The sequence below is a fragment of the Variovorax sp. YR216 genome, assembly GCF_900107745.1.
Classification (GTDB): Bacteria; Pseudomonadota; Gammaproteobacteria; order Burkholderiales; family Burkholderiaceae_C; genus Variovorax.
This window is the reverse complement of record NZ_FNRO01000008.1, coordinates 62,097-82,060: the sequence shown is the minus strand read 5'-3', so window position 1 is coordinate 82,060 and position 19,964 is coordinate 62,097. Positions and strand designations below refer to the sequence as shown.

General features: G+C 66.8%; 15 protein-coding genes. 10 read left to right on the top strand and 5 right to left on the bottom strand.

The genetic code is table 11. The features are described from left to right. The 5 genes from BLW05_RS20550 to BLW05_RS20530 are packed head-to-tail and all read left to right on the top strand — an operon-like array spanning position 1 to position 4,594. Entirely contained in the window at positions 1–1,161 is a 1,161-nt protein-coding gene (locus BLW05_RS20550) for a cytochrome c oxidase subunit II (RefSeq protein ID WP_093165420.1), read from the top strand. Next, positions 1,158–2,933 (top strand): cytochrome c oxidase subunit I, encoded by a 1,776-nt coding sequence (locus BLW05_RS20545; RefSeq protein WP_093165419.1) that lies wholly within the window; start codon positions 1,158–1,160, stop codon positions 2,931–2,933. The genes BLW05_RS20550 and BLW05_RS20545 overlap by 4 nt, the downstream gene beginning before the upstream one ends. Beyond that, entirely contained in the window at positions 2,930–3,550 is a 621-nt protein-coding gene (locus BLW05_RS20540; RefSeq protein ID WP_093165418.1) for a cytochrome c oxidase subunit 3, read from the top strand. Before BLW05_RS20545 ends, BLW05_RS20540 begins: the two co-directional genes overlap by 4 nt. 10 nt (positions 3,551–3,560) lie before the next feature. Then, on the top strand, positions 3,561–4,256 hold the full coding sequence (locus BLW05_RS20535; protein WP_093165417.1) for a heme-copper oxidase subunit III family protein: 696 nt from the start codon (positions 3,561–3,563) through the stop codon (positions 4,254–4,256). 8 nt (positions 4,257–4,264) lie between these two features. Next, complete coding sequence (locus BLW05_RS20530) at positions 4,265–4,594, top strand: cytochrome C oxidase subunit IV family protein (RefSeq protein WP_093165416.1); 330 nt, start codon at positions 4,265–4,267, stop codon at positions 4,592–4,594. A 4-nt stretch (positions 4,595–4,598) separates the two neighbouring features. Here the strand turns inward: BLW05_RS20530 and BLW05_RS20525 are convergent, their stop codons facing one another. From BLW05_RS20525 to BLW05_RS20515, 3 genes are all read right to left on the bottom strand, one after another. Then, entirely contained in the window at positions 4,599–5,711 is a 1,113-nt protein-coding gene (locus tag BLW05_RS20525; RefSeq protein WP_093165415.1) for an SGNH/GDSL hydrolase family protein, read from the bottom strand. 81 nt (positions 5,712–5,792) lie between these two features. Next, on the bottom strand, positions 5,793–7,415 hold the full coding sequence (locus BLW05_RS20520) for an MFS transporter (protein ID WP_093165414.1): 1,623 nt from the start codon (positions 7,413–7,415) through the stop codon (positions 5,793–5,795). A 22-nt stretch (positions 7,416–7,437) separates the two neighbouring features. Continuing rightward, complete coding sequence (locus tag BLW05_RS20515) at positions 7,438–7,926, bottom strand: Lrp/AsnC family transcriptional regulator (RefSeq protein WP_093165413.1); 489 nt, start codon at positions 7,924–7,926, stop codon at positions 7,438–7,440. Positions 7,927–8,099: 173 nt separating this feature from the next. Between BLW05_RS20515 and BLW05_RS20510 the strand changes: the two genes are divergently transcribed. The 5 genes from BLW05_RS20510 to BLW05_RS20490 all read left to right on the top strand — a co-directional run bounded on the left by BLW05_RS20510 (position 8,100) and on the right by BLW05_RS20490 (position 17,943). Further along, positions 8,100–11,717, top strand: coding sequence for an indolepyruvate ferredoxin oxidoreductase family protein (locus BLW05_RS20510; RefSeq protein ID WP_093165412.1), 3,618 nt, complete (start codon positions 8,100–8,102; stop codon positions 11,715–11,717). A gap of 258 nt (positions 11,718–11,975) precedes the next feature. Then, on the top strand, positions 11,976–12,305 hold the full coding sequence (gene yajC / locus BLW05_RS20505) for a preprotein translocase subunit YajC (protein ID WP_093165411.1): 330 nt from the start codon (positions 11,976–11,978) through the stop codon (positions 12,303–12,305). Positions 12,306–12,574: 269 nt separating this feature from the next. Further along, positions 12,575–14,452: a protein translocase subunit SecD gene (gene secD, locus BLW05_RS20500; RefSeq protein ID WP_093165410.1), complete on the top strand. Its 1,878-nt coding sequence runs from the start codon at positions 12,575–12,577 to the stop codon at positions 14,450–14,452. A 12-nt stretch (positions 14,453–14,464) separates the two neighbouring features. Further along, positions 14,465–15,418, top strand: coding sequence for a protein translocase subunit SecF (gene secF / locus BLW05_RS20495; RefSeq protein WP_093165409.1), 954 nt, complete (start codon positions 14,465–14,467; stop codon positions 15,416–15,418). Between the two features lie 131 nt (positions 15,419–15,549). Further along, complete coding sequence (locus BLW05_RS20490) at positions 15,550–17,943, top strand: DUF1631 family protein (RefSeq protein ID WP_093165408.1); 2,394 nt, start codon at positions 15,550–15,552, stop codon at positions 17,941–17,943. Positions 17,944–18,213: 270 nt separating this feature from the next. Here the strand turns inward: BLW05_RS20490 and BLW05_RS20485 are convergent, their stop codons facing one another. After that, entirely contained in the window at positions 18,214–18,729 is a 516-nt protein-coding gene (locus tag BLW05_RS20485) for a Smg family protein (protein ID WP_093165407.1), read from the bottom strand. 84 nt (positions 18,730–18,813) lie between these two features. Further along, positions 18,814–19,956, bottom strand: a complete 1,143-nt coding sequence (dprA, locus tag BLW05_RS20480) for a DNA-processing protein DprA (RefSeq protein WP_093165406.1) — start codon at positions 19,954–19,956, stop codon at positions 18,814–18,816. Positions 19,957–19,964: the final 8 nt, after the last annotated feature.

Below are 19,964 nucleotides of genomic sequence, written 5' to 3'. Positions count from 1 at the left end.
ATGGTCATGGCCATCGTCCTCCTCGTCATCGTGGTCGGCTCCGTGCTGTTCCACCTCTTCAGTCCGTGGTGGACAACGCCGCTCGCCTCCAACTGGAAGTCGATGGACGACACGCTGACGATCACGCTGGTCATCACCGGCATCTTCTTCGTCGCGATCAATCTCTTCGTCGTCTATGCGCTGATCCGCTATCGCCATCGCGAAGGACGGCGCGCGCAGCATGAGCCGGAGAACAAGAAGCTCGAACGCTGGCTGATCATCGGCACCTCCGTGGGCATCGCGGCGTTGCTGGCGCCGGGGCTGGTGGTGTATGCCAACTACGTCAGGTCGCCGCCGGATGCGCTGGTGCTCGAAGTGCTCGGCCTGCAATGGCAGTGGCACTACCGCTTCCCGGGGGCCGACGGCAAGCTCGGCGCGACCGACGCGCGCTTCGTGGTGGGCGGCAATCCCTTCGGCCTCGATCCGTCCGATCCTGCGGGGCAGGACGATCTGCTGGTCGCGTCCAACGAAGTGCACCTGCCGCTGGGCAAGCCGGTTCTGGTGTTGATCCGCTCGCACGACGTGCTGCACGACTTTTACGTGCCACCCTTCCGCGCGCGGATGAACAGCGTGCCGGGGCAGATGAGCCGCTTCTGGTTCACGCCGACGGTCGCGGGGCGCTACGAGGCCCTGTGCGCGCAGCTCTGCGGCGTGGGGCATCCGAACATGCGCGGCTTCGTCGTGGTGGAGGACGCGGCGGCCTTCCAGGCCTGGCAGGCGACGTTGCCGACGTTCGCGAAGACCCAGGTCAAGGCGGCGCCTGCACCGTCGGGCGAGGGTGCAGCCGGCGCCGGTGCGCGCATCGAGCAGGGGCGCGCGCTCTCCGAATCCAAGGGGTGCGTGGCCTGCCACACCATCGACGGCAGCCCGCGCGTCGGGCCGACGTGGAAGGGCCTGTTCGGCAAGACCGAGACCATGGAAGACGACTCGCGCGCACTGGTCGACGAGGCGTACCTGCGCAGCTTCATCACCGACCCGATGGCGCGGCGCGTGAAGGGCTTCCCGCCGGTCATGCCCAAGATGGATTTGAGCAAGGAAGAACTGGATGCGCTGGTGGCCTACATCCAGAGCCTCGGCAGTACGCCCGCGCAGCCCGCCACCGAACAGAAGGCACAGCGATGAATCCGCACGACGAAGACGACAGCGGGCATCAGCACGAGCCCAAGAGCTTCCTGACGCGTTACGTCTGGAGCCAGGACCACAAGGTGATCGCGGTGCAGTACGCCTGCACGGCGATCACGGTCGGCGTGGTCGGCCTCGTGCTGTCGAACCTGATGCGGCTGCAGCTCGGCTTCCCGGGGCATTTCGAGTTCATCAACCCCGAGCGCTACTACCAGTTCGTGACGATGCACGGGATGATCATGGTGATCTACCTGCTCACCGCGCTCTTCCTCGGCGGCTTCGGCAACTACCTCATCCCGCTGATGGTCGGCGCGCGGGACATGGTGTTCCCCTACCTCAACATGCTGAGCTTCTGGGTGTACCTGCTGTCGGTGCTGGTGCTGATGGCGAGCTTCTTCGTCGGCAGCGGGCCGACCGGCGCGGGCTGGACGCTCTATCCGCCGCAGTCGATCCTGCCCGGCACGCCGGGCTACGAGGGCGGCATCCAGCTCATGCTGGTGTCGCTCGTCATCTTCATCGTCGCGACCACGATGGGCGGCCTCAACTACGTGACCACGGTGCTGCAGGCGCGCTGCCAGGGCATGACGCTGATGCGCATGCCGCTCTCCGTCTGGGGCATCTTCGTCGCGACCATCCTCGCGCTGCTGGGCTTCCCGGCGCTGTTCGTCAGCGGCGTGATGCTGCTGCTCGACCGCACGGCGGGCACCAGCTTCTTCATGCCGGCACTGGTGTCGATGGGACAGGTCACGAACTACAAGGGCGGCAGCCCGCTGCTGTTCCAGCACCTGTTCTGGTTCTTCGGGCACCCCGAGGTCTACATCGTGGCGCTGCCGGCCTTCGGCATCGTCTCCGACCTCATCAGCGTGCACGCGCGCAAATGCATCTTCGGCTACCGGATGATGGTGTGGGCGATCGTCGCGATCGGCGTGCTCAGCCTCGTCGTGTGGGCGCACCACATGTTCGTGGCTGGCATGAATCCGTACTTCGCCTTCTTCTTCGCGACCAGCACGCTGATCATCGCGGTGCCGACGGCGATCAAGGTCTACAACTGGCTGCTCACCTTGTGGCGCGGCGACATCCACCTGTCGGTGCCGATGCTGTTCGCGCTGGCCTTCGTCTGCACCTTCGCGATCGGCGGGCTCACAGGGCTCTTCCTCGGCAACGTGAGCGTGGACATCCCGCTGTCGGGCACCTACTTCGTGGTCGCGCACTTCCACATGGTGATGGGCGTGGCGCCGCTTCTGGTGGTGTTCGGCGGCATCTATCACTGGTACCCGAAAGTCACCGGCCGCATGCTGGACGACCGGCTCGGGCACCTGCATTTCTGGATCACCTTCCTCGGCACCTACCTGATCTACTTCCCGATGCACTACCTCGGCGTGCTCGGGATGCCGCGGCGCTACTACAACTTCGACGGGTACAAGTTCATTCCGCAATCGGCGTTCGCGCTGAACGAGTTCATCACGGTGGTCGCGCTCATCGTCGGCGCCGCGCAGTTCGTCTTCATCGCCAACCTCGCGTGGAGCCTGTGGCGCGGCCGGCCTGCGACCGCCAATCCCTGGAAGTCTGCATCGCTCGAATGGCAGACGCCGACGACGCCGCCGCCGCACGGCAACTGGGGGCCGCACCTGCCGGTGGTCTATCGCTGGGCCTACGCCTACGGAACGCCCGGCGCGAAGGAGGACTTCATCCCGCAGAACGCCCCGCTGGAAGCCGGTGGCGTGGAGCCCGAAGCGCACGGCAAGGGCGAGGCCCATGGAGTGCCGGCATGACCGCGACATGGGTCGCCCCGCGCATCGACCGCGGCACCGGTCCCGGCGAGGCCCGCGCGAACGCGGCGAGCATCGGGCTCTGGGTCTTCATGGGCGTGGTCACGGCGCTGTTCTCGCTCTTCGCGATGGCCTACCTGATGCGCATGAACAGCAGCGATGCCGTGACGCTCGCGCTGCCGCGGCAGCTCTGGATCAGCACGGCGCTGCTCGTCGCCGGCAGCCTGGCCTTGCAGCGCGCGAGCGCGGCGGCGCGTCGCGCGGACGCGATGCGCACGCGCGGACTGCTGCTCGCCGGCGGCCTTTGCGCGATCGCATTCCTGTGCGCGCAGCTCTGGGCCTGGAACGCGCTGCTAAATGCGCAGGTGATGCCTGCCGGAAACCCGGCCGGCAGCTTTTTCTATCTGCTGACCGCCATGCACGGCTTGCACGTGGCCGGCGGGCTGATCGCGTGGGGCTGGGTGATGCGCACCTTCCGGCGCGAGACGATCGATGGCGGCTGGCGCATCGCGCTGTGCGCACGCTACTGGCATTTCATGCTGGCGGTGTGGCTGGCGCTGTTCGCGCTGCTCGCCTGGGTCACGCCGGAGGTGGCGCGCTTCATCTGCGGCACTGTCTGAAAGGGCCTCCATGAGCACCGTGACCGTTGCACCTCACGCCACCGCGGGCGCCGCCGCCGAAGGGCTGCGCGGCCTGGTCACCGACTGGTCGTCCGACCGCCGCGCCTTCCACGTCTCGTGGGGCAAGGCGATGATGTGGATCTTCCTTTTGAGCGACACCTTCGTCTTCAGCTGCTTCCTCATCGGCTACATGACGGTGCGCGTGTCGACCACCGCGAACTGGCCCAATCCGAGCGAAGTCTTCGCGCTTCATGTCGGCGGTGCGAACGTGCCGTTGCTGCTGATCGCGATCATGACTTTCATCCTCATCAGCAGCAGCGGCACGATGGCGATGGCGGTCAACTGCGCCTACCGCCGCGACAAGATCAACGCGGCCACGCTGATGATCGTGACCGCCACCTTCGGTGAGATCTTCGTGGGCATGCAGGCCTTCGAATGGTCCAAGCTCATCCTCGAGGAGGGCGTGCGGCCCTGGGGCAATCCGATGGGCGCGGCGCAATTCGGCTCGGCCTTCTTCATGATCACCGGCTTCCACGGGCTGCATGTTTCCGCGGGCGTCGTCTACCTTCTCACGGTGGCCTTCAAGCTCGTGCGCGGCGACTACGACAAGAGCGGCAACTACCAGATCGTCGAGATCGCGGGCCTGTACTGGCACTTCGTCGACCTGGTGTGGGTGTTCATCTTCGCGCTGTTCTATCTCTGGTGAGGTCGACCATGAATCCATCCGGCACATCCAGCGGCACCGGCCAGCAGCATCCGATCAGCCTCTATCTCAAGATATGGGGGCTGCTCTTCGTGCTGAGCACGATGTCGTACCTGGTCGACTACTTCCACTTCCAGGGCCTGCTGCGCTGGTCGCTCATCGTCCTCTTCATGCTGCTGAAGGCGGGGTTGATCGTCTCGGTCTTCATGCACATGGCGTGGGAACGGCTGTCGCTGGTCTATGCGATCCTGATGCCGCCCCTGGCCCTGCTGGTGCTTGTCGGGCTGATGTTCGCGGAGGCCGGCCACACTTTCGTGACGCGGCTGCTGTTCTTCAAGTAGGCGGCTACGGCCTGGCGGTGGTCGCGTCGACGAAGCGCGCCGCCTCGTCGTCGCTGATCGGCGTCAGCGGCAGCCCGAAGGCTTCACGCAACCGCGCGAGGATCGATTGCGCCCAGAGCACGTTCCAGGCGAGGCCGGCGTGGTCGTCCACGAGCATGGTGTTGCCGGGCTCGTCGCCCATCGTGTGGGTCACCGTCAGTCTTCCGAGGTGGACGGATTTGAAGTCCGGCTCGCCATGGGGGCCGCGGACGCCCCAGCGTTCCACGGCCCAGGCATTGGCGTCGAAGAAGGCGATCCGCTTCGGATCGGCCTCGGCGATCCCGCGAAAGGCGGCGTTGGCACCGGCGAGCGCCTTGCGGATGTTGGATGGCGAGGTCGCGTCGCGGTACTTTCCGTGCAGGGCCGGGTCATCGCCCTGGTTGGTGATGCCGGCGAGCAGGATGCGCACCGAGGGGTGCAAGGCATGGATCGCCTCGATCGCGCGGCCGATTTGTTGCGTGCAGTAGCCGATCACGCGGCGCAGTTCGGGTGCGTCGGGGTCGCGCGCCATCACGTCCAGGTAGGGATTCCAGTCGTTCGCGCCGATGTAGATCACGACCACGCCGTTCTGCCAGCGCCCGGGCTGTTCCTTCATCAACGCAAGCAGTCGCGGCACCTGCGGATACCGGAAGCCGAGCCCGTCGCCCATGAGGTTCTTGCAGGCGCCGCCGGAGGTCGCGAAGTTGTACAGGTAGTCTTCCTTGATCGGCGTGCGCGACGGCAGCAGTCCCACCCGATCGCGTGCCCAGGCCGACCACCACGGGCGTCCCCAGTGCACCCAGGGGCCGAAGTCGAGTTCGTTGCCGCGCAGCCGGGCGAGCACCTCGGTCCACTGGAAGGTCTGATCCCGCAGCGCGCCCCCGCGCTCGTGGCTTCCGAGCGGAAAGGCAACGCGGTCCTGATAGGAGTGGCTGTTGGAGTCGCCCAGCACCGCGATCGGGAGCGTTCCCGGCGGCGCGGGGGGAGGGATCGTGCCCGGCGGCGCACCGTCGCTGCGCGTCAGCGCCACAGCGAGGGCTGCGAACGCCAGAAGCACGACGGCACATGCGACAAAGAGGCCGAGGAGGCGATGGTTCATTGGGTAACTTCCATGCTTCGCACTGCAGTGCGAGCCCCCATCGGAATGATCGGGCGGGAGCTCATGCCCGCGGATTGTGACTCAGCGATGGACGATGTAGCGCGTGATCACGGGCAGCGATTCGCCCTTGTGGAAGGCCAGCCGCCGCTCCCGCAGCGCCATGTCCGCTGCCGTGGCGCGATGGAAGCGCCGCAGGTGCTCGGTCCACGTCTCGTCGGTGATCTGCTCGACATAGCGATGGGGCTCGGCGATGTCGTGAAGCAGTTCCCAGGCGATCGCGCCCTGGCTGAGCCGCGCGCGGCGCGTCTCGTGCATCACCAGCCGGAAGGCGGCGGCGCGGGAGGGGTCGATCAGGTACTCGACCGTGATGATCACGCGGCCTTGCTCGTCGGGCGGGCTGTCGGGTGGTCCCTGGGCCCAGCCCTGGGTGGCGGGACGGGTGTCGTCCTCCTCGCCGGCGCCGTCGGTCACATAGCGCACGGCGGTCCACATGCACACCACGCCGCTCGCCGCCGCGACGCCGAGGCTGACATAGAGTGAGGTGATCTCGGCCACCTGTCCCCACAGCGCGGCACCGAAGGCGCTCGCGCCCATGATCCCCATCTGGTACATCGACATGCCTCGCGCACGAACCCAGTCAGGCAGCGCGAGCTGGGCCGAGACCGACAGCGAATTGGCGACGGTGATCCACGCCATGCCGCTCAGGAGCATCGCCGGGACCGCCACCCACGCATTCGGAGCGACCGCCATCACCGCCGCCGCGGCGGATTGCAGCATCGTGCCCCGCAGGACGAGCTGGTCGCGCGCCATCGCCTGACGCAGCCGGGGCAGGAAAAGCACCGCCACGATCGCGCCCGCGCCCATCGCGGCCAGCAGCAGCGTGAAGGTGCCGGCCCCGCCGCCATGGAGGTTGCGCGCCAGCAGCGGCAGCAGCGCGAGCAGCGCGGTCGAATGCAGGAAGGAGATCGCCACCCGGGTGAGCACCGCGCGCATGCGCCGCGACTGGCGCACGAACTGCACGCCCACGCGGATCGCGCTGACCAGCTTCTCGCGGCCGAGCGGGCTCGGCGTGTGCTCGCGCCGCCAGTGCAGCACCACGAAGCCCGAGGCCACGCACATCACCGCGTTAAGCCCGAACACCCACACCGTGCCGGCGCTCGCGATCAGCGTGCCCGCGAGCAGCGGGCCGATGATGCGCGAGGCGTTCATCGCGATGCCGTTGAGGCCGAGGGCGGCCGGCAGTTGCGTGCGCGGCACCAGTTCGGGCACGATGGCCGAGAACACCGGCCAGCGCATGGCCAGGCCGATGCCGTTGGCGAAGGTCAATGCGAGCAGGAGCGGCGCGGTCATGAGGTCGAGCACGACCGCGGCGCACAACACGATCGCCGCACCGGCGAGCCAGAACTGGGTCGCGACCAGCCAGCGCCGCCGGTCGAGGATGTCGGCCAGCGCACCGCTCGGCAGCCCGAGCAGGAACACCGGCAGGGTCGATGCCGACTGCACCAGCGCGACCCACATCGGCGAGGTCGTGAGCGAGGTCATCATCCACGCGGCCGCCACGTCGTTCATCCACATGCAGATGTTGGCGATGAGCCAGGTGCTCCACAGCATGCGGAACACGGGGAGCTTCAGGGGTTCGAGAGGACCGACGCGCGCCGGCAGCGCGCGGGCGGAAGGCATTTCCTGGGGAGAGATCGGCGGCATCGAAGGCTATTGTGGCTGCGTGTCAGCGCGCGGTGCGCAGGGCCAGATGCCCGAGGGGCAGCGCGTGGCTCGCCTTGACCTCGCCGAGCGAGAAGCTGGTGTGGATGTCCTTCACGTTCGGCAGGTTCAGGAGGTGCTGAAGTGCGAAGCGCGAGAAGCTGTCGAGGTCCTGCGCCACCACCTGGAGTTCGAAGGTGCCGGTGCCGCTGATGTAGTGGCAGGCGATCACTTCCGGCAGCTTGCGGATCGCGTCCTCGAGCCTGCGCGTGAGGTCCCCGGTGGTGCGTTCGGTGTCGACACGCACGAAAGCGAGCACGCCGAGCCCGATCTTGTGCCGGTCGATCTCGGCGTGATAGCCCTTGATGTAGCCGGCTTCCTCCAGTGCGCGCACCCGGCGCCAGCAGGGTGCGGCCGAGAGGCCGACGCGTTGCGCGAGTTCGGCGTTGGTGAGTCGCCCGTCGGTCTGCAGTTCTTGCAGGATTGCGAGGTCGAACTTATCGATGCTTTCCATTTCTACGCATTTTAAGAAAGAGTCTTTCTGAAAGGCGTGCGGAATGGGCAAAGAACGCAAACACCTGTCAGAAGAGCAGGCATACACTTTGCGACATGATGGCCGAGCGGTATCCAAACCCGGACGCCGCGCAAGCCACGCCCACGAGGCAAAGCCCACTGGAGACAGACACGATGAACGCCCCGCTACCCGAGCACATCCGCAAGGCCCTCGAAACGGTCACGCTCGACGACAAATACTCGCTGGACTACGGCCGCGCCTTCATGAGCGGCGTCCAGGCGCTGGTCAAGCTGCCGATGCTGCAGCGACTGCGCGACCAGCAGCAGGGCAAGAACACCGCGGGCTTCATCAGCGGCTACCGCGGCTCGCCCCTCGGCGGGTACGACCAGGCGCTGTGGAAGGCCAGCAAGTACCTCAAGCAGCAGAACATCGTCTTCCAGCCGGGCGTGAACGAAGAGCTCGCGGCCACCGCGCTCTGGGGCACGCAGCAACTGGGCTTCGCGCCGCCGGGCACCAACAAGTTCGACGGCGTCTTCGGCATCTGGTACGGCAAGGGCCCGGGCGTTGACCGCTGCTCCGACGTCTTCAAGCACGCCAACATGGCCGGCACCACCCCGTGGGGCGGCGTGATCGCGGTGGCTGGCGACGACCACATCTCCAAGAGCTCGACCGCCGCGCACCAGAGCGACCACATCTTCAAGGCCTGCGGCACGCCGGTGTTCTTCCCGGCCAACGTGCAGGAAATCCTCGACCTGGGCATCCACGCCTTCGCAATGAGCCGCTTTGCCGGCATCTGGTCGGGGATGAAGACGATCCAGGAGATCGTCGAATCGAGCGCCACCGCGATGATCGATCCCGAGCGCGTCGAGATCGTGATGCCCACCGATTTCCAGATGCCGCCGGGCGGCCTGCACATCCGCTGGCCCGACCATGCGCTGGAGCAGGAAGCGCGATTGATGCACTACAAGTGGTACGCCGCGCTGGCCTACATCCGCGCCAACCGGCTCAACCACAACGTGATCGAAGGCCCGAACGACCGCTTCGGCATCATGGCCAGCGGCAAGGCCTTCAACGACACGCGCCAGGCGCTGATCGACCTGGGCCTCGATGACGCGGCCTGCCGGCAGCTCGGCATCCGGCTGCACAAGGTCGCGGTGGTGTGGCCGCTGGAGGCGCAGCTCACCCGCGACTTCGCGACCGGCCTGCAGGAAATCCTGGTGGTCGAGGAAAAGCGCCAGGTCATCGAATACCAGCTCAAGGAAGAGCTCTACAACTGGCGCGGCGACGTGCGGCCCAACGTGGTCGGCAAGTTCGACGAAGGCGAGGTGCACGAGGCCGAGGGCTACTCGGGCGGCGAATGGTCGATGCCCAACCCGACCGCGCATACCCTGCTGCGCGCCAATGCCGACCTGAACCCGGCGCTGATCGCCAAGGCGATCGCGCAGCGGCTCAAGAAGACCGGCATCCTCGCGGCGGCCGGCGCCGACATGGCGGCGCGTATCGATGCGCAGTTGGCCATTCTCGAAGCCAAGGAGCGCGCCATGGCCGGTCCGCAGATCGTCAGCGCGGCCGATGCGACCCGCCAGCCGTGGTTCTGCTCGGGCTGCCCCCACAACACCAGCACCGTGGTGCCCGAAGGCTCGCGCGCGATGGCCGGCATCGGCTGCCACTTCATGGCGACCTGGATGGACCGTTCGACCATCGGCTTCACGCAGATGGGCGGCGAAGGCGTGCCATGGGTCGGCCAGCAGCCGTTCACGAACGAGCAGCACATCTTCGCGAACCTCGGCGACGGCACCTACTTCCACAGCGGGCTGCTCGCGATCCGGCAGAGCATCGCGGCCGGCGTGAACATCACCTACAAGATCCTCTACAACGACGCGGTCGCGATGACCGGCGGCCAGCAGGTCGGCGAGCGGCCCGAGGGCCACTCGGTGCTGCAGATCGCCGAGAGCCTGCATGCCGAAGGCGCGGCAAAGGTGGTCGTGGTCACCGACGAGCCCGAGAAGTACGAAGGCCTGCACGTGCCGGGCGACAACGTGAAGGTGCGGCATCGCGACGAGCTCGACGAGATCCAGCGCGAGTTCCGCGAGATCAAGGGCACGACGGCCATCATCTACGACCAGACCTGCGCCACCGAGAAGCGCCGCCGCCGCAAGCGGGGCACGGCGGTTGATCCGGCGCGGCGCGTCGTCATCAACGAGCTGGTGTGCGAAGGCTGCGGCGATTGCAGCGTGCAGAGCAACTGCCTGTCGGTCGAGCCGCTGGAGACCGAGTTCGGCCGCAAGCGCACGATCAACCAGAGCACCTGCAACAAGGACATGAGCTGCCTGAAGGGCTTCTGCCCGAGTTTCGTGACGGTGGAAGGCGGCCAGCTCAAGAAGAAGGCCAAGGGCAAGGGCGCGGCGCCCGCCGAGCTGGGTGCGCTGGCCGAGCCGGCGCTGCCTTCGCTAGCGGGCGGGCTGGTCTGGGGGGTGGTCGTGGCCGGCGTCGGCGGTACCGGCGTGATCACCATCGGCCAGCTTCTCGGCATGGCTGCGCACATCGAAGGCAAGGGCATCGTCACGCAGGACGCGGCCGGTCTCGCCCAGAAGGGCGGTGCGACCTGGAGCCACGTGCTGATCGGCGACACGCAGGACGACATCCGCACCACGCGCGTCGGCACCGCGGCGGCCGACCTGGTGCTGGCCTGCGACCCGCTGGTCAGCGTGAATGCCGAGACGATGGCGCGCATGCGCGAAGGACGCACGCACGTCGCGCTCAACAGCCACAGCAGCCCCACGGCAGCGTTCGTGCGCAACGCCAACTGGCAGAACCCGCAGGAAGCCTGCGCGGCCGAGATCGCGCGCGCGGTCGGCGCCGATGCGGTCGGCGCCTTCGATGCCGACGCGGCGGCGACCTCGCTGATGGGCGACAGCATCTACGTCAACCCGATGATCCTGGGCTATGCCTGGCAGAAGGGGTGGATCCCGCTCGAGCATGCGTCGCTGATGCGCGCGATCGAGCTCAACGCCGTGGCGGTCGAGAACAACAAGATGGCTTTCGAGTGGGGCCGGCAGGCGGCGCAGCGGCCGCAAGAGGTGCAAAAGCGCGTCCAGCCTGGCCAGATCATCGAGTTCAAGAAGCGTGATTCGGTCGATACGCTGGTTGCGCGGCGCGTCGAGTTCCTGACCGGCTACCAGAACGCCGCCTATGCGGAGGAATACAGGACCTTCGTCGCCAAGGTGCAGAAGGCCGAGTCGGCGCTGGGCAAGACCAGTCTCAGTGAAGCGGTGGCGCGCTACCTGTTCAAGCTGATGGCCTACAAGGACGAGTACGAAGTCGCGCGACTGCAGAGCGATCCGGCCTTCCTCCAGCGAATCGAGGGCATGTTCGAGGGGCAGATGGGCAAGGATTTCAAGCTCAACTACCACCTTGCGCCACCGCTCACCGCGAAGAAGAACGCCAAGGGCCAGCTCCAGAAGCAGAAATTCGGCCCGGCCATGCTCACCGGCTTCCGGCTGCTGGCGAAGCTCAAGGGGCTGCGGGGCACGGCGCTCGACGTCTTCGGCCGCACCGAGGAACGCAAGACCGAGCGCGCCCTGATCGGCCAATACCGCGCGAGCATCGACGAGGTGCTTGGCGGGCTGACCGCCGCCAACCATGCGCTCGCCGTCGAGATTGCGGGCCTGCCCGAGCAGATCCGCGGCTATGGCCACGTCAAGGACCGCAACCTGGCCGCGGCGCGCACCCGCTGGGCCGAGCTGATGGGCAAGTGGCGCGATCCGCAGCCCGCCCGGGCGGCGGCATAGCCCCTACTCAGGCTAGGCCTGTTCGCGAAACACCGCGGAACCGGCTTTGCCGGGCCGCTGGTGTTGCCCCCGGCAGGGGGGTGGCGAAGCGACACGCAGTGCGCGCAGCCTGGGGGCGAGCAACATCTACAATGCCCGGTGCTGTGCGCGGCCAAGCCCCGCGCTGCGCGGCGTGCTCGCATCGCCGCGGACCGGCGGACCTCCTGTGTTGTGCGGGAGGCCGGCGCGCTTGTTTTCTTCCCTCTGCTGGAGATTCCCTTGTTCATTTCTTCTGCTTTCGCCCAGTCCGCGCCCGCCGCCGGCGGCGGTGACATGATGTCGTCGCTCGGTAGCATGCTGCCGCTGCTCCTCATGTTCGTGGTGCTGTACTTCGTCATGATCCGGCCGCAGATGAAGCGCCAGAAAGAAGCCCGCGCCATGATCGAGGCGCTGGCCAAAGGCGACGAAGTCGCCACCGCGGGCGGCGTGCTCGGCAAGATCACCCAACTCGGCGAGCAGTACCTGACGATCGAAATCGCCAAGGGCGTCGAAGTCCAGATCCAGCGCAGCGCGGTCGTCCAGGTGCTTCCCAAGGGCGCAATAAAGTAAATGCTCCCCCCCAGCCTCGCTCACTTCGTGTGCTCGGGCACCCCCTACCGGGGGCAACACCAGCGGCCCGGCGAAGCCGGTTCCGCGGTGTTTCACCAACAGGCCCGGCTTCGCCGGCCATATCCAATGAGCAAAGACCTTTTTCAGCGGCTGTGCGTAGCGCGCCGCGTTCGTGGGCTGCCGTGGAACCGGCTTTGCCGGGCCACCGGCAGCGCCCCCGGTAGGGGGTTGGCGAAGCGACACGAAGTGCGCGAAGCCTGGGGGCGAGCATGAATCGTTATCCTGTTTGGAAGTACGCGATCATCGTGATCGTGCTGCTGGTAGGGCTGATCTACGCGTTGCCCAATTTCTTCGGCGAGGCGCCTGCAGTGCAGGTGTCGGCGGCCAAGTCGACCGTCAAGGTCGACGCTGGTACCCGGACCCGGATCGAGGAAGCCCTCAAGGCCGCCGGACTGGCGCCTGACCTGCTGACGCTCGACGCCACTTCGGTGCGCGCCCGCTTCACGAACACCGACGACCAGCTCAAGGCACGCGACGTGCTGCAGCACGCGCTGGTGCCGGACCCGAGCGATCCGCCCTATGTGGTCGCGCTCAACCTGCTGTCGCGCTCGCCGTCCTGGCTGACCGCGCTGCATGCCTTCCCCATGTACCTCGGCCTCGACCTGCGCGGCGGCGTGGACTTCCTGCTGCAGGTCGACATGCAGGGCGCGATGGACAAGCGCGCCGAATCCTTCGCGGGCGACATCCGCACCGGCCTGCGCGACAAGGGCGTTCGCGGCACGTCGGTGACGCGCGTCGGCCAGACCGTCGAGGTGCGCTTCCGCGACACGGCGGGCCTCAATGCCGGCAAGGCGCTGCTCCAGGACCAGTTCCCGGACCTGGTCGCGGTCGAAAGCCAGGAAGGCGCCGACTACAAGCTCACGCTGTCGATCAAGCCCGAGGCCGCACGCCGGCTGCAGGACGCCGCGCTCAAGCAGAACATCACCACCCTGCACAACCGGATCAACGAACTGGGCGTGGCCGAGCCGGTCATCCAGCAGCAGGGCCTGGACCGCATCGTGGTCCAGTTGCCGGGCGTGCAGGACACCGCGAAGGCCAAGGACATCCTGGGCCGCACCGCAACGCTCGAAATGCGCCTGGTCGACGAGAGCGCCGAGGGCCGCGCGGCCGAGCAGGGCACCGGCCCGGTGCCGTTCGGCTCCGAGAAGTTCATCGATCGCACCGGCCGTCCGGTGATCGTGAAGAAGCAGGTCCTCGTCACCGGCGAGAACCTCACGGACGCCCAACCCGGCTTCGATTCGCAGACGCAGCAACCCAAGGTCGACCTGACCATGGACGCCAAGGGCGGCCGCATCATGCGCGACGTCAGCCGCGAGAACATGCACAAGCGCATGGCGATCCTGATCTTCGAAAAGGGCCGCGGCGAAGTGCTCACTGCGCCTTCGATCAACGGTGAGCTGGGCAACCGCTTCCAGATTTCCGGCGCCATGAACGTGGTCGAAGCCAACGACCTCGCGCTGCTGCTGCGCGCCGGTTCGCTGGCCGCGCCGATGGAGATCATCCAGGAGCGGACCATCGGCCCGAGCCTCGGTGCCGACAACATCCAGAAGGGCTTCAACAGCGTGATGTACGGCTTCCTGGCCATCATGGTGTTCATGTGCCTGTACTACGCGCTGTTCGGCCTGTTCTCGTCGATCGCGCTGGCCGTCAACCTGCTTCTGCTGGTGGCGATCCTGTCGATGCTGCAGGCCACGCTGACCTTGCCGGGCATCGCGGCCATGGCGCTCGCGATCGGGGTCGCGATCGACTCCAACGTGCTGATCAACGAGCGCATCCGCGAGGAACTGCGCGGCGGCGCGTCGCCGCAGGCCGCGATCCATGCCGGCTACGACCGGGCGTGGAACACGATTCTCGACTCCAACGTGACCACGCTGATCGCCGGCATCGCCCTGCTGGCCTTCGGCTCGGGACCGATCCGTGGCTTCGCGGTGGTGCATTGCATCGGCATCGTCACCTCGATGTTCTCGGCCGTGTTCTTCTCGCGCGGCCTCGTCAATCTCTGGTACGGCAGCAAGAAGAAGCTCAAGACCCTGTCGATCGGCACCGTGTGGAAGCCGGCCAACCAGGCCGCCGCCGACGCGAAGTAAGGGGCAGACCAAATGGAATTCTTCCGTATCCACAAGACGATCCCGTTCATGCGCCATGCGCTGGTGCTGAACGCGGTTTCGGTCGTCACCTTCATCCTCGCGGTGTTCTTCCTGTTCCACCGCGGGCTTCACCTCTCGGTCGAGTTCACCGGTGGAACGGTCATGGAAGTGGCCTACCAGCAGCCGGTCGACATCGGCAAGGTGCGCGAAACCATCGGCAAGCTCGGCTACCAGGACGTGCTGGTGCAGAACTTCGGCACTTCACGCGACATCCAGATCCGCCTGCCAGTGCAGAAGGGCCAGACCTCGGCCCAGCAGAGCGAGCAGGTGATGGGGGCGCTCAAGGCGGTCGATGCGTCAGCCACCTTGCGCGGCACCGAGTTCGTCGGCCCGCAGGTCGGCGAGGAACTCACCACCAACGGTCTGAAGGCGCTGGGCATGGTGGTGGTCGGCATCATGATCTACCTGGCCTTCCGCTTCGAGTGGAAGTTCGCGCTGGCCACCGTGCTGGCCAACCTGCACGACGTGGTGATCATCCTGGGCTTCTTCGCCTTCTTCCAGTGGGAGTTCTCGCTGGCGGTGCTCGCTGCCGTGCTGGCGGTGCTGGGCTATTCGGTGAACGAGTCGGTGGTGATCTTCGACCGGGTGCGCGAGAACTTCCGTCGCTATCGAAAGATGTCCACGCGCGAGGTCATCGACAACGCGATCACCTCGACCATCAGCCGGACCATCATCACCCACGGCTCGACCCAACTGGTCGTGCTGTCGATGTTCTTCTTCGGCGGCCCGACGCTGCACTACTTTGCGCTGGCACTGACCATCGGCATTCTTTTCGGCATCTATTCCTCGGCCTTCGTGGCCGCGGCCATCGCGATGTGGCTGGGGGTGAAGCGCGAGGATCTGGTCAAGGGGCCGGTCAAGCGCGAGGGCGATCCGGACGACCCGAACGCGGGCGCGACCGTCTGAACATGAAAGGCCGGCGCTGCGTCACCGTGGTGTTGGGGTTGCCGAGCATTGTCGGCTCTTGTGCGCTTTCCCTTCCCGATGCAAGCTCGTGATTGTCGAATAATCAAATAGACGTTCTGACTCACTCCTCCATGCGCACGCGGTCCCACGCCTCTTCCCTCCAGATCTCCCGCGAGACGCGCGAGCGTTTCGTCGCCGCCACCGAGGGGGTGATCGAGCCGGTGGCCCATGCGATCACCGAACGGCTGGTGGCGTTGGCCTCGCAGACCGGCAATTCCCGGGACATGCAGGAGAACCGGGACGGCTTCCTGGCGTTCCAGTCGCACGGGGCCGCCTGGGTCGCGCATTCGCGCCAGGCGTGGCGCAAGGCGCTGGCCAGCAGTTCATCGGGCGGGTCGTCTTCCAACTCGCTGCGCCTGGAGCTGATCGGCGACGAGGTGGTCGAGACGAACATCCTGTCGTCGCGGCTCGCGCAGACGATCCAGGACAAGGCCAACTTCGAGCTCAACGACCTGCGCCTGCGCATCCAGCACCTCGAAGGGACGAGCGAGCTCGACGCCAAGGACGTCCTCAAGCCCGAGGCGTTCGCGAAGGTGCTGGTCGACCAGTGGCTTGCCAGCGGCCTGAGCCGCGGGCTCTGGACCAAGGTTCAGGACCAGATGCAGACGCACATGGTCGATGCGATGTTGAAGGCCTACAAGGACGCCAACGCATACCTGATCAGCCGGGAAGTGATGCCGGAGATCGACCTCAAGAGCTTCGTGCGCCGCACGGGTTCGGTCAATTCAGGTGCGGCGGCGCTGGGCGGCAGCTTCGCGGCTTCCCATGCCTCGGGAAGCGCGTCGATGGGCGTGACGGCGCAGTTGCCGCCGGGTGGACGGGGTGGCTACGCCTTGCCTGCAGGCAGCTTCGCCCCGGCCGCGATCGGGGTCGGCATAGGGCGCGGCGGCGCGGCCGTGTCTTCTGCCGACGTGATGGGCGCCACCGGGGGCTCGCCGCTTCTTGTTGCGCGCCAGCGCGCCCAGGGCGTCCTGCTCAATCTCAAGCGTTTCGTGACGGCGCGCATCGGCGGCGATATCACGCAGCATCGACCGGCAGCCGGCGCCGGCGATGGGGCGGGCGGGCCGATGGGTGCGGGGGGCGCGCCGGCCTTTGCCGCGGCCATCGCGGATGCCGAGGTCGCCTACCAGGCCGCGGCGTCTCAGTATGTCGTCGGCGATGAGGCCACGGCCGTCCTCCAGGCCACCGTCGACCTTCGGCGGCGCAGCGCCGAGCTCAAGAAGCGGGCGCCGACGACGGCCGACAAGGCGACGGTGGAAATCGTGGCGCTGATGTTCCAGGCGATCCTCGCCGAGGAGCGCATCCCGTTCTCGGCGCGCGTCTGGTTCGCGCGCCTGCAGATGCCCGTGCTGCGCGTGGCCATCGCCGAGCCCGAATTTTTCGGCACCCTGCAGCACCCGGCGCGCATGCTGATCGACCGCATGGGCTCCTGTGTGATGGGCTTCGATGCCGCCGCCATTTCGGGCAGTGCGCTCGAAGGCGAGATCCGCCGCGTCGTGCAGGTGATCGAGCAATACCCGGAAACCGGCCAGCGGGTGTTCAAGCTGGTGTTCGACGAATTCGTCGCCTTCCTCAATAAATACCTCACGCAGAGCGACACCGCCCAGAAGGTGATGAGTGTCGCGCAGCAGGTCGAGCAGAAGGAGACGATGGCGATCCAGTACACCATCGAGTTGCGCAAGATGCTCAACGACATGCCGGTGCGCGAGGAGATCCGCGAGTTCCTCTTCAAGGTCTGGGCCGAAGTTCTGGCCATCGCCGCGCTGCGCTACGGGCCGCAGGACGAGCAGACCGTGATGCTGAAGCGATCAGCGTCTGACCTCGTCTGGGCTGCGAGCGCCAAGCCGAACCGCAACGACCGTACCCGCGTGATCCAGGACCTTCCCAAGCTGCTCCAGCGCCTGCGCCAGGGCATGACGCTGCTGGGCATCGTCGGCGACGCGCAGGAGCAGCACATCAAGACCATCGGCGCGACCTTGTCCGATGCGTTCATGTCGAAGACCGAGGCGATCCCGCAGGCCAAGATCGAAGCGATGGCGAAGCGCCTCGCCAATCTCGAGGATTTCGTGTCCGACGAGGGCACGATGGACGTGCCGCTCGACGCCGCCAGCATCGAGCTCCTGCTCGGCGTGGATGCCGCCTCGATCGAGGTCGTGCCCGACACCGGCACCAAGGTGGGCGAAGACATGCTTTCGTGGGCGCACGAACTCCAGGTGGGCAACTGGTTCATGCTCGACCACAACGACCGGGTGAGCCAGGTCCAGTTCGTGTGGCGCAGCGAGCGCAAGCAGCTTCACCTGTTCGCGTCCAGCGACGGACGCAGCTTCCTGATCCAGGTGGGCCGTCTGGCGTCTTATCTGCAGGCCGGCCTGCTGGTGCCCGCCGAAGAGGAAACCCTCACCGTCCGCGCAACCCGCGAGGCCCTGGCCAAGCTGGACGCCAACCCCGAGCGCCTGCTGAATTAGCTCGCCCTCCAGCCTCGCTCACTGCGTGTGCTCGGGCACCCCCCTACCCGGGGGGCAACACCGGCGGACCGGCCAAGCCGGTTCCGCGGTGTTTCACCAACGGCCGAGCTTCGCCGGCCCGTGAATACCGACGTCGTTCGTGATCTGTCTTCGGCGGCGCGCAGCGCACGCCTGTTCGCGGGCAGTCGCGGAACAGGCTTGGCCGGGCCGCCGACTGCGCCCCCGGTAGGGGGTGGCGGCTACACGAAGTGAGCAAGCCTGGGGGCGAGCCTAATGTGCGACACGGCTGTCGGTGTCGTCGCAGAGCTCGTCCAGCACCAGCGCATCGGGCTCGAGCCCGGTGGACCAGTGCACCATCAAGACGATGATCTTGAGCTCGTCGATCGTCAGCGGCTCGCCGGACGTGGCCATCGCGCGTTCGATCACGATCTCGCGCATGCCCGTCGGCAGCACGCCGGAGGATTCGAGGAAGCTGATGAACCCCAGGCATTCGGCGCCGATGTGCTCCTGTTCCGTGTTCGAGTAGACGCGGATCGAGTTCGGCGATTGGGGAATGACCTCATCGCTCCGGCTGCGAATCCCGACCGTCGCGGTCGTCTCGTCGGCATGCCGGATGAGCTGGATGCCCTGAGTGGCGAGGCTTAGGCCGTCGAGCCAGTGCAAAGCTTCGCGGATTTCGTCCGCATCGAAGCCTTGTGCGCTGAGCTTGCGGCCCAATTGTTCGGGTGCGGGACATGCATCGCCGCGCCAATAGCTTTCGTAGACAAAAACAAGCACTTCGAACATGGGTTCAATATAGCCCAGTCAAGATGCCGTGCCGCGTCAGTTGCGTGAAGACCACGATGTTTGTGTGAAGGACTGGTTCATGGTTCAGCCTCGCGCGACGCGCTGAAACAGCCCGCCCGGAAGTCGGGCGACGTGGCCTTCCAGTTCGAGTTCGAGCAGCCGGGCCTGCAATTGCGCCGCACCGTAGCCGGTGCGGGCACACAGCGCATCGAGGCTGACCGGGTCGAAACCGAGATCGGCGAGCAGGCCGGATTCAGCGGCGGCTTGCTCGGACTGTGCAGCGTGTGCAGGGTGTGAAGCGTCAACTGGCGCATCGAATTGCAGCTCTTCGAGTACGTCTCCGACCGACTCGACCAGCTTTGCGCCCTGGCGTATCAACGCATGGCAGCCGCGCGATTGCGGCGAATGGATCGAGCCGGGGATCGCGAACACCTCCCGGCCCTGCTCCGCGGCCAGTCGTGCGGTGATCAGCGAACCTGAGCGAAGCGCGGCCTCGACGACCAGCGTGCCGCGGGTGAGGCCGGCAATGATCCGATTGCGCTTTGGGAAGTTCTGGTTGAGCGGCGGTGTGCCGAGGGGGTACTCGCTCACGATCAACCCGTGGGCCGCAATGCGGTGGGCCAGATCGCGATGCCGTGCGGGGTAGACGCGGTCGAGTCCGGTGCCGACCACGGCCACGGTGGCGAGGCGGCCCGCGCCGCCGCCTGCCTCGAGTGCCCCGCTGTGCGCCGCGCCGTCGATGCCCAGCGCAAGGCCGGACACCACCGAGATACCCGCCTCGCCGAATGCCCGTGCGAATGCGCGCGCGGTCTGTTCGCCCTGTGCGGTGGGATTGCGGCTGCCGACCATTCCGATGCTGCGGTCGAGCTGCGTCAGATCGAATGCCGGGGCGCCGAGCAGGTAGAGCATCAACGGCGGATCCGCAGTTTCGAGCAGTGAAGCCGGGTAGCCCGCATCGCCCAGCGTCACGATGCGCCGGGTCACGCCGTCAGCATCAGTGCCTTGCAGCCAGTCCGCGGTGCGCCGGAGCTGCTCCTCGAAATCGCGGGGCAGCGTCTGCAATGCATGCGTTTGCGCATCGGTCACGACCTGCAAGAGCGCGTCCCGCGATTGCGCGAAGACCTGCGACGGGAGCCCGAACGTCGCCAGCAGCTTGCGCCCGGTCGTGCTGCCGATGCCGGGCGTCAGCGCAAGTCGCAGCCAGCCTGCGAGGTCCTCGCGTTCCACTCGAAACC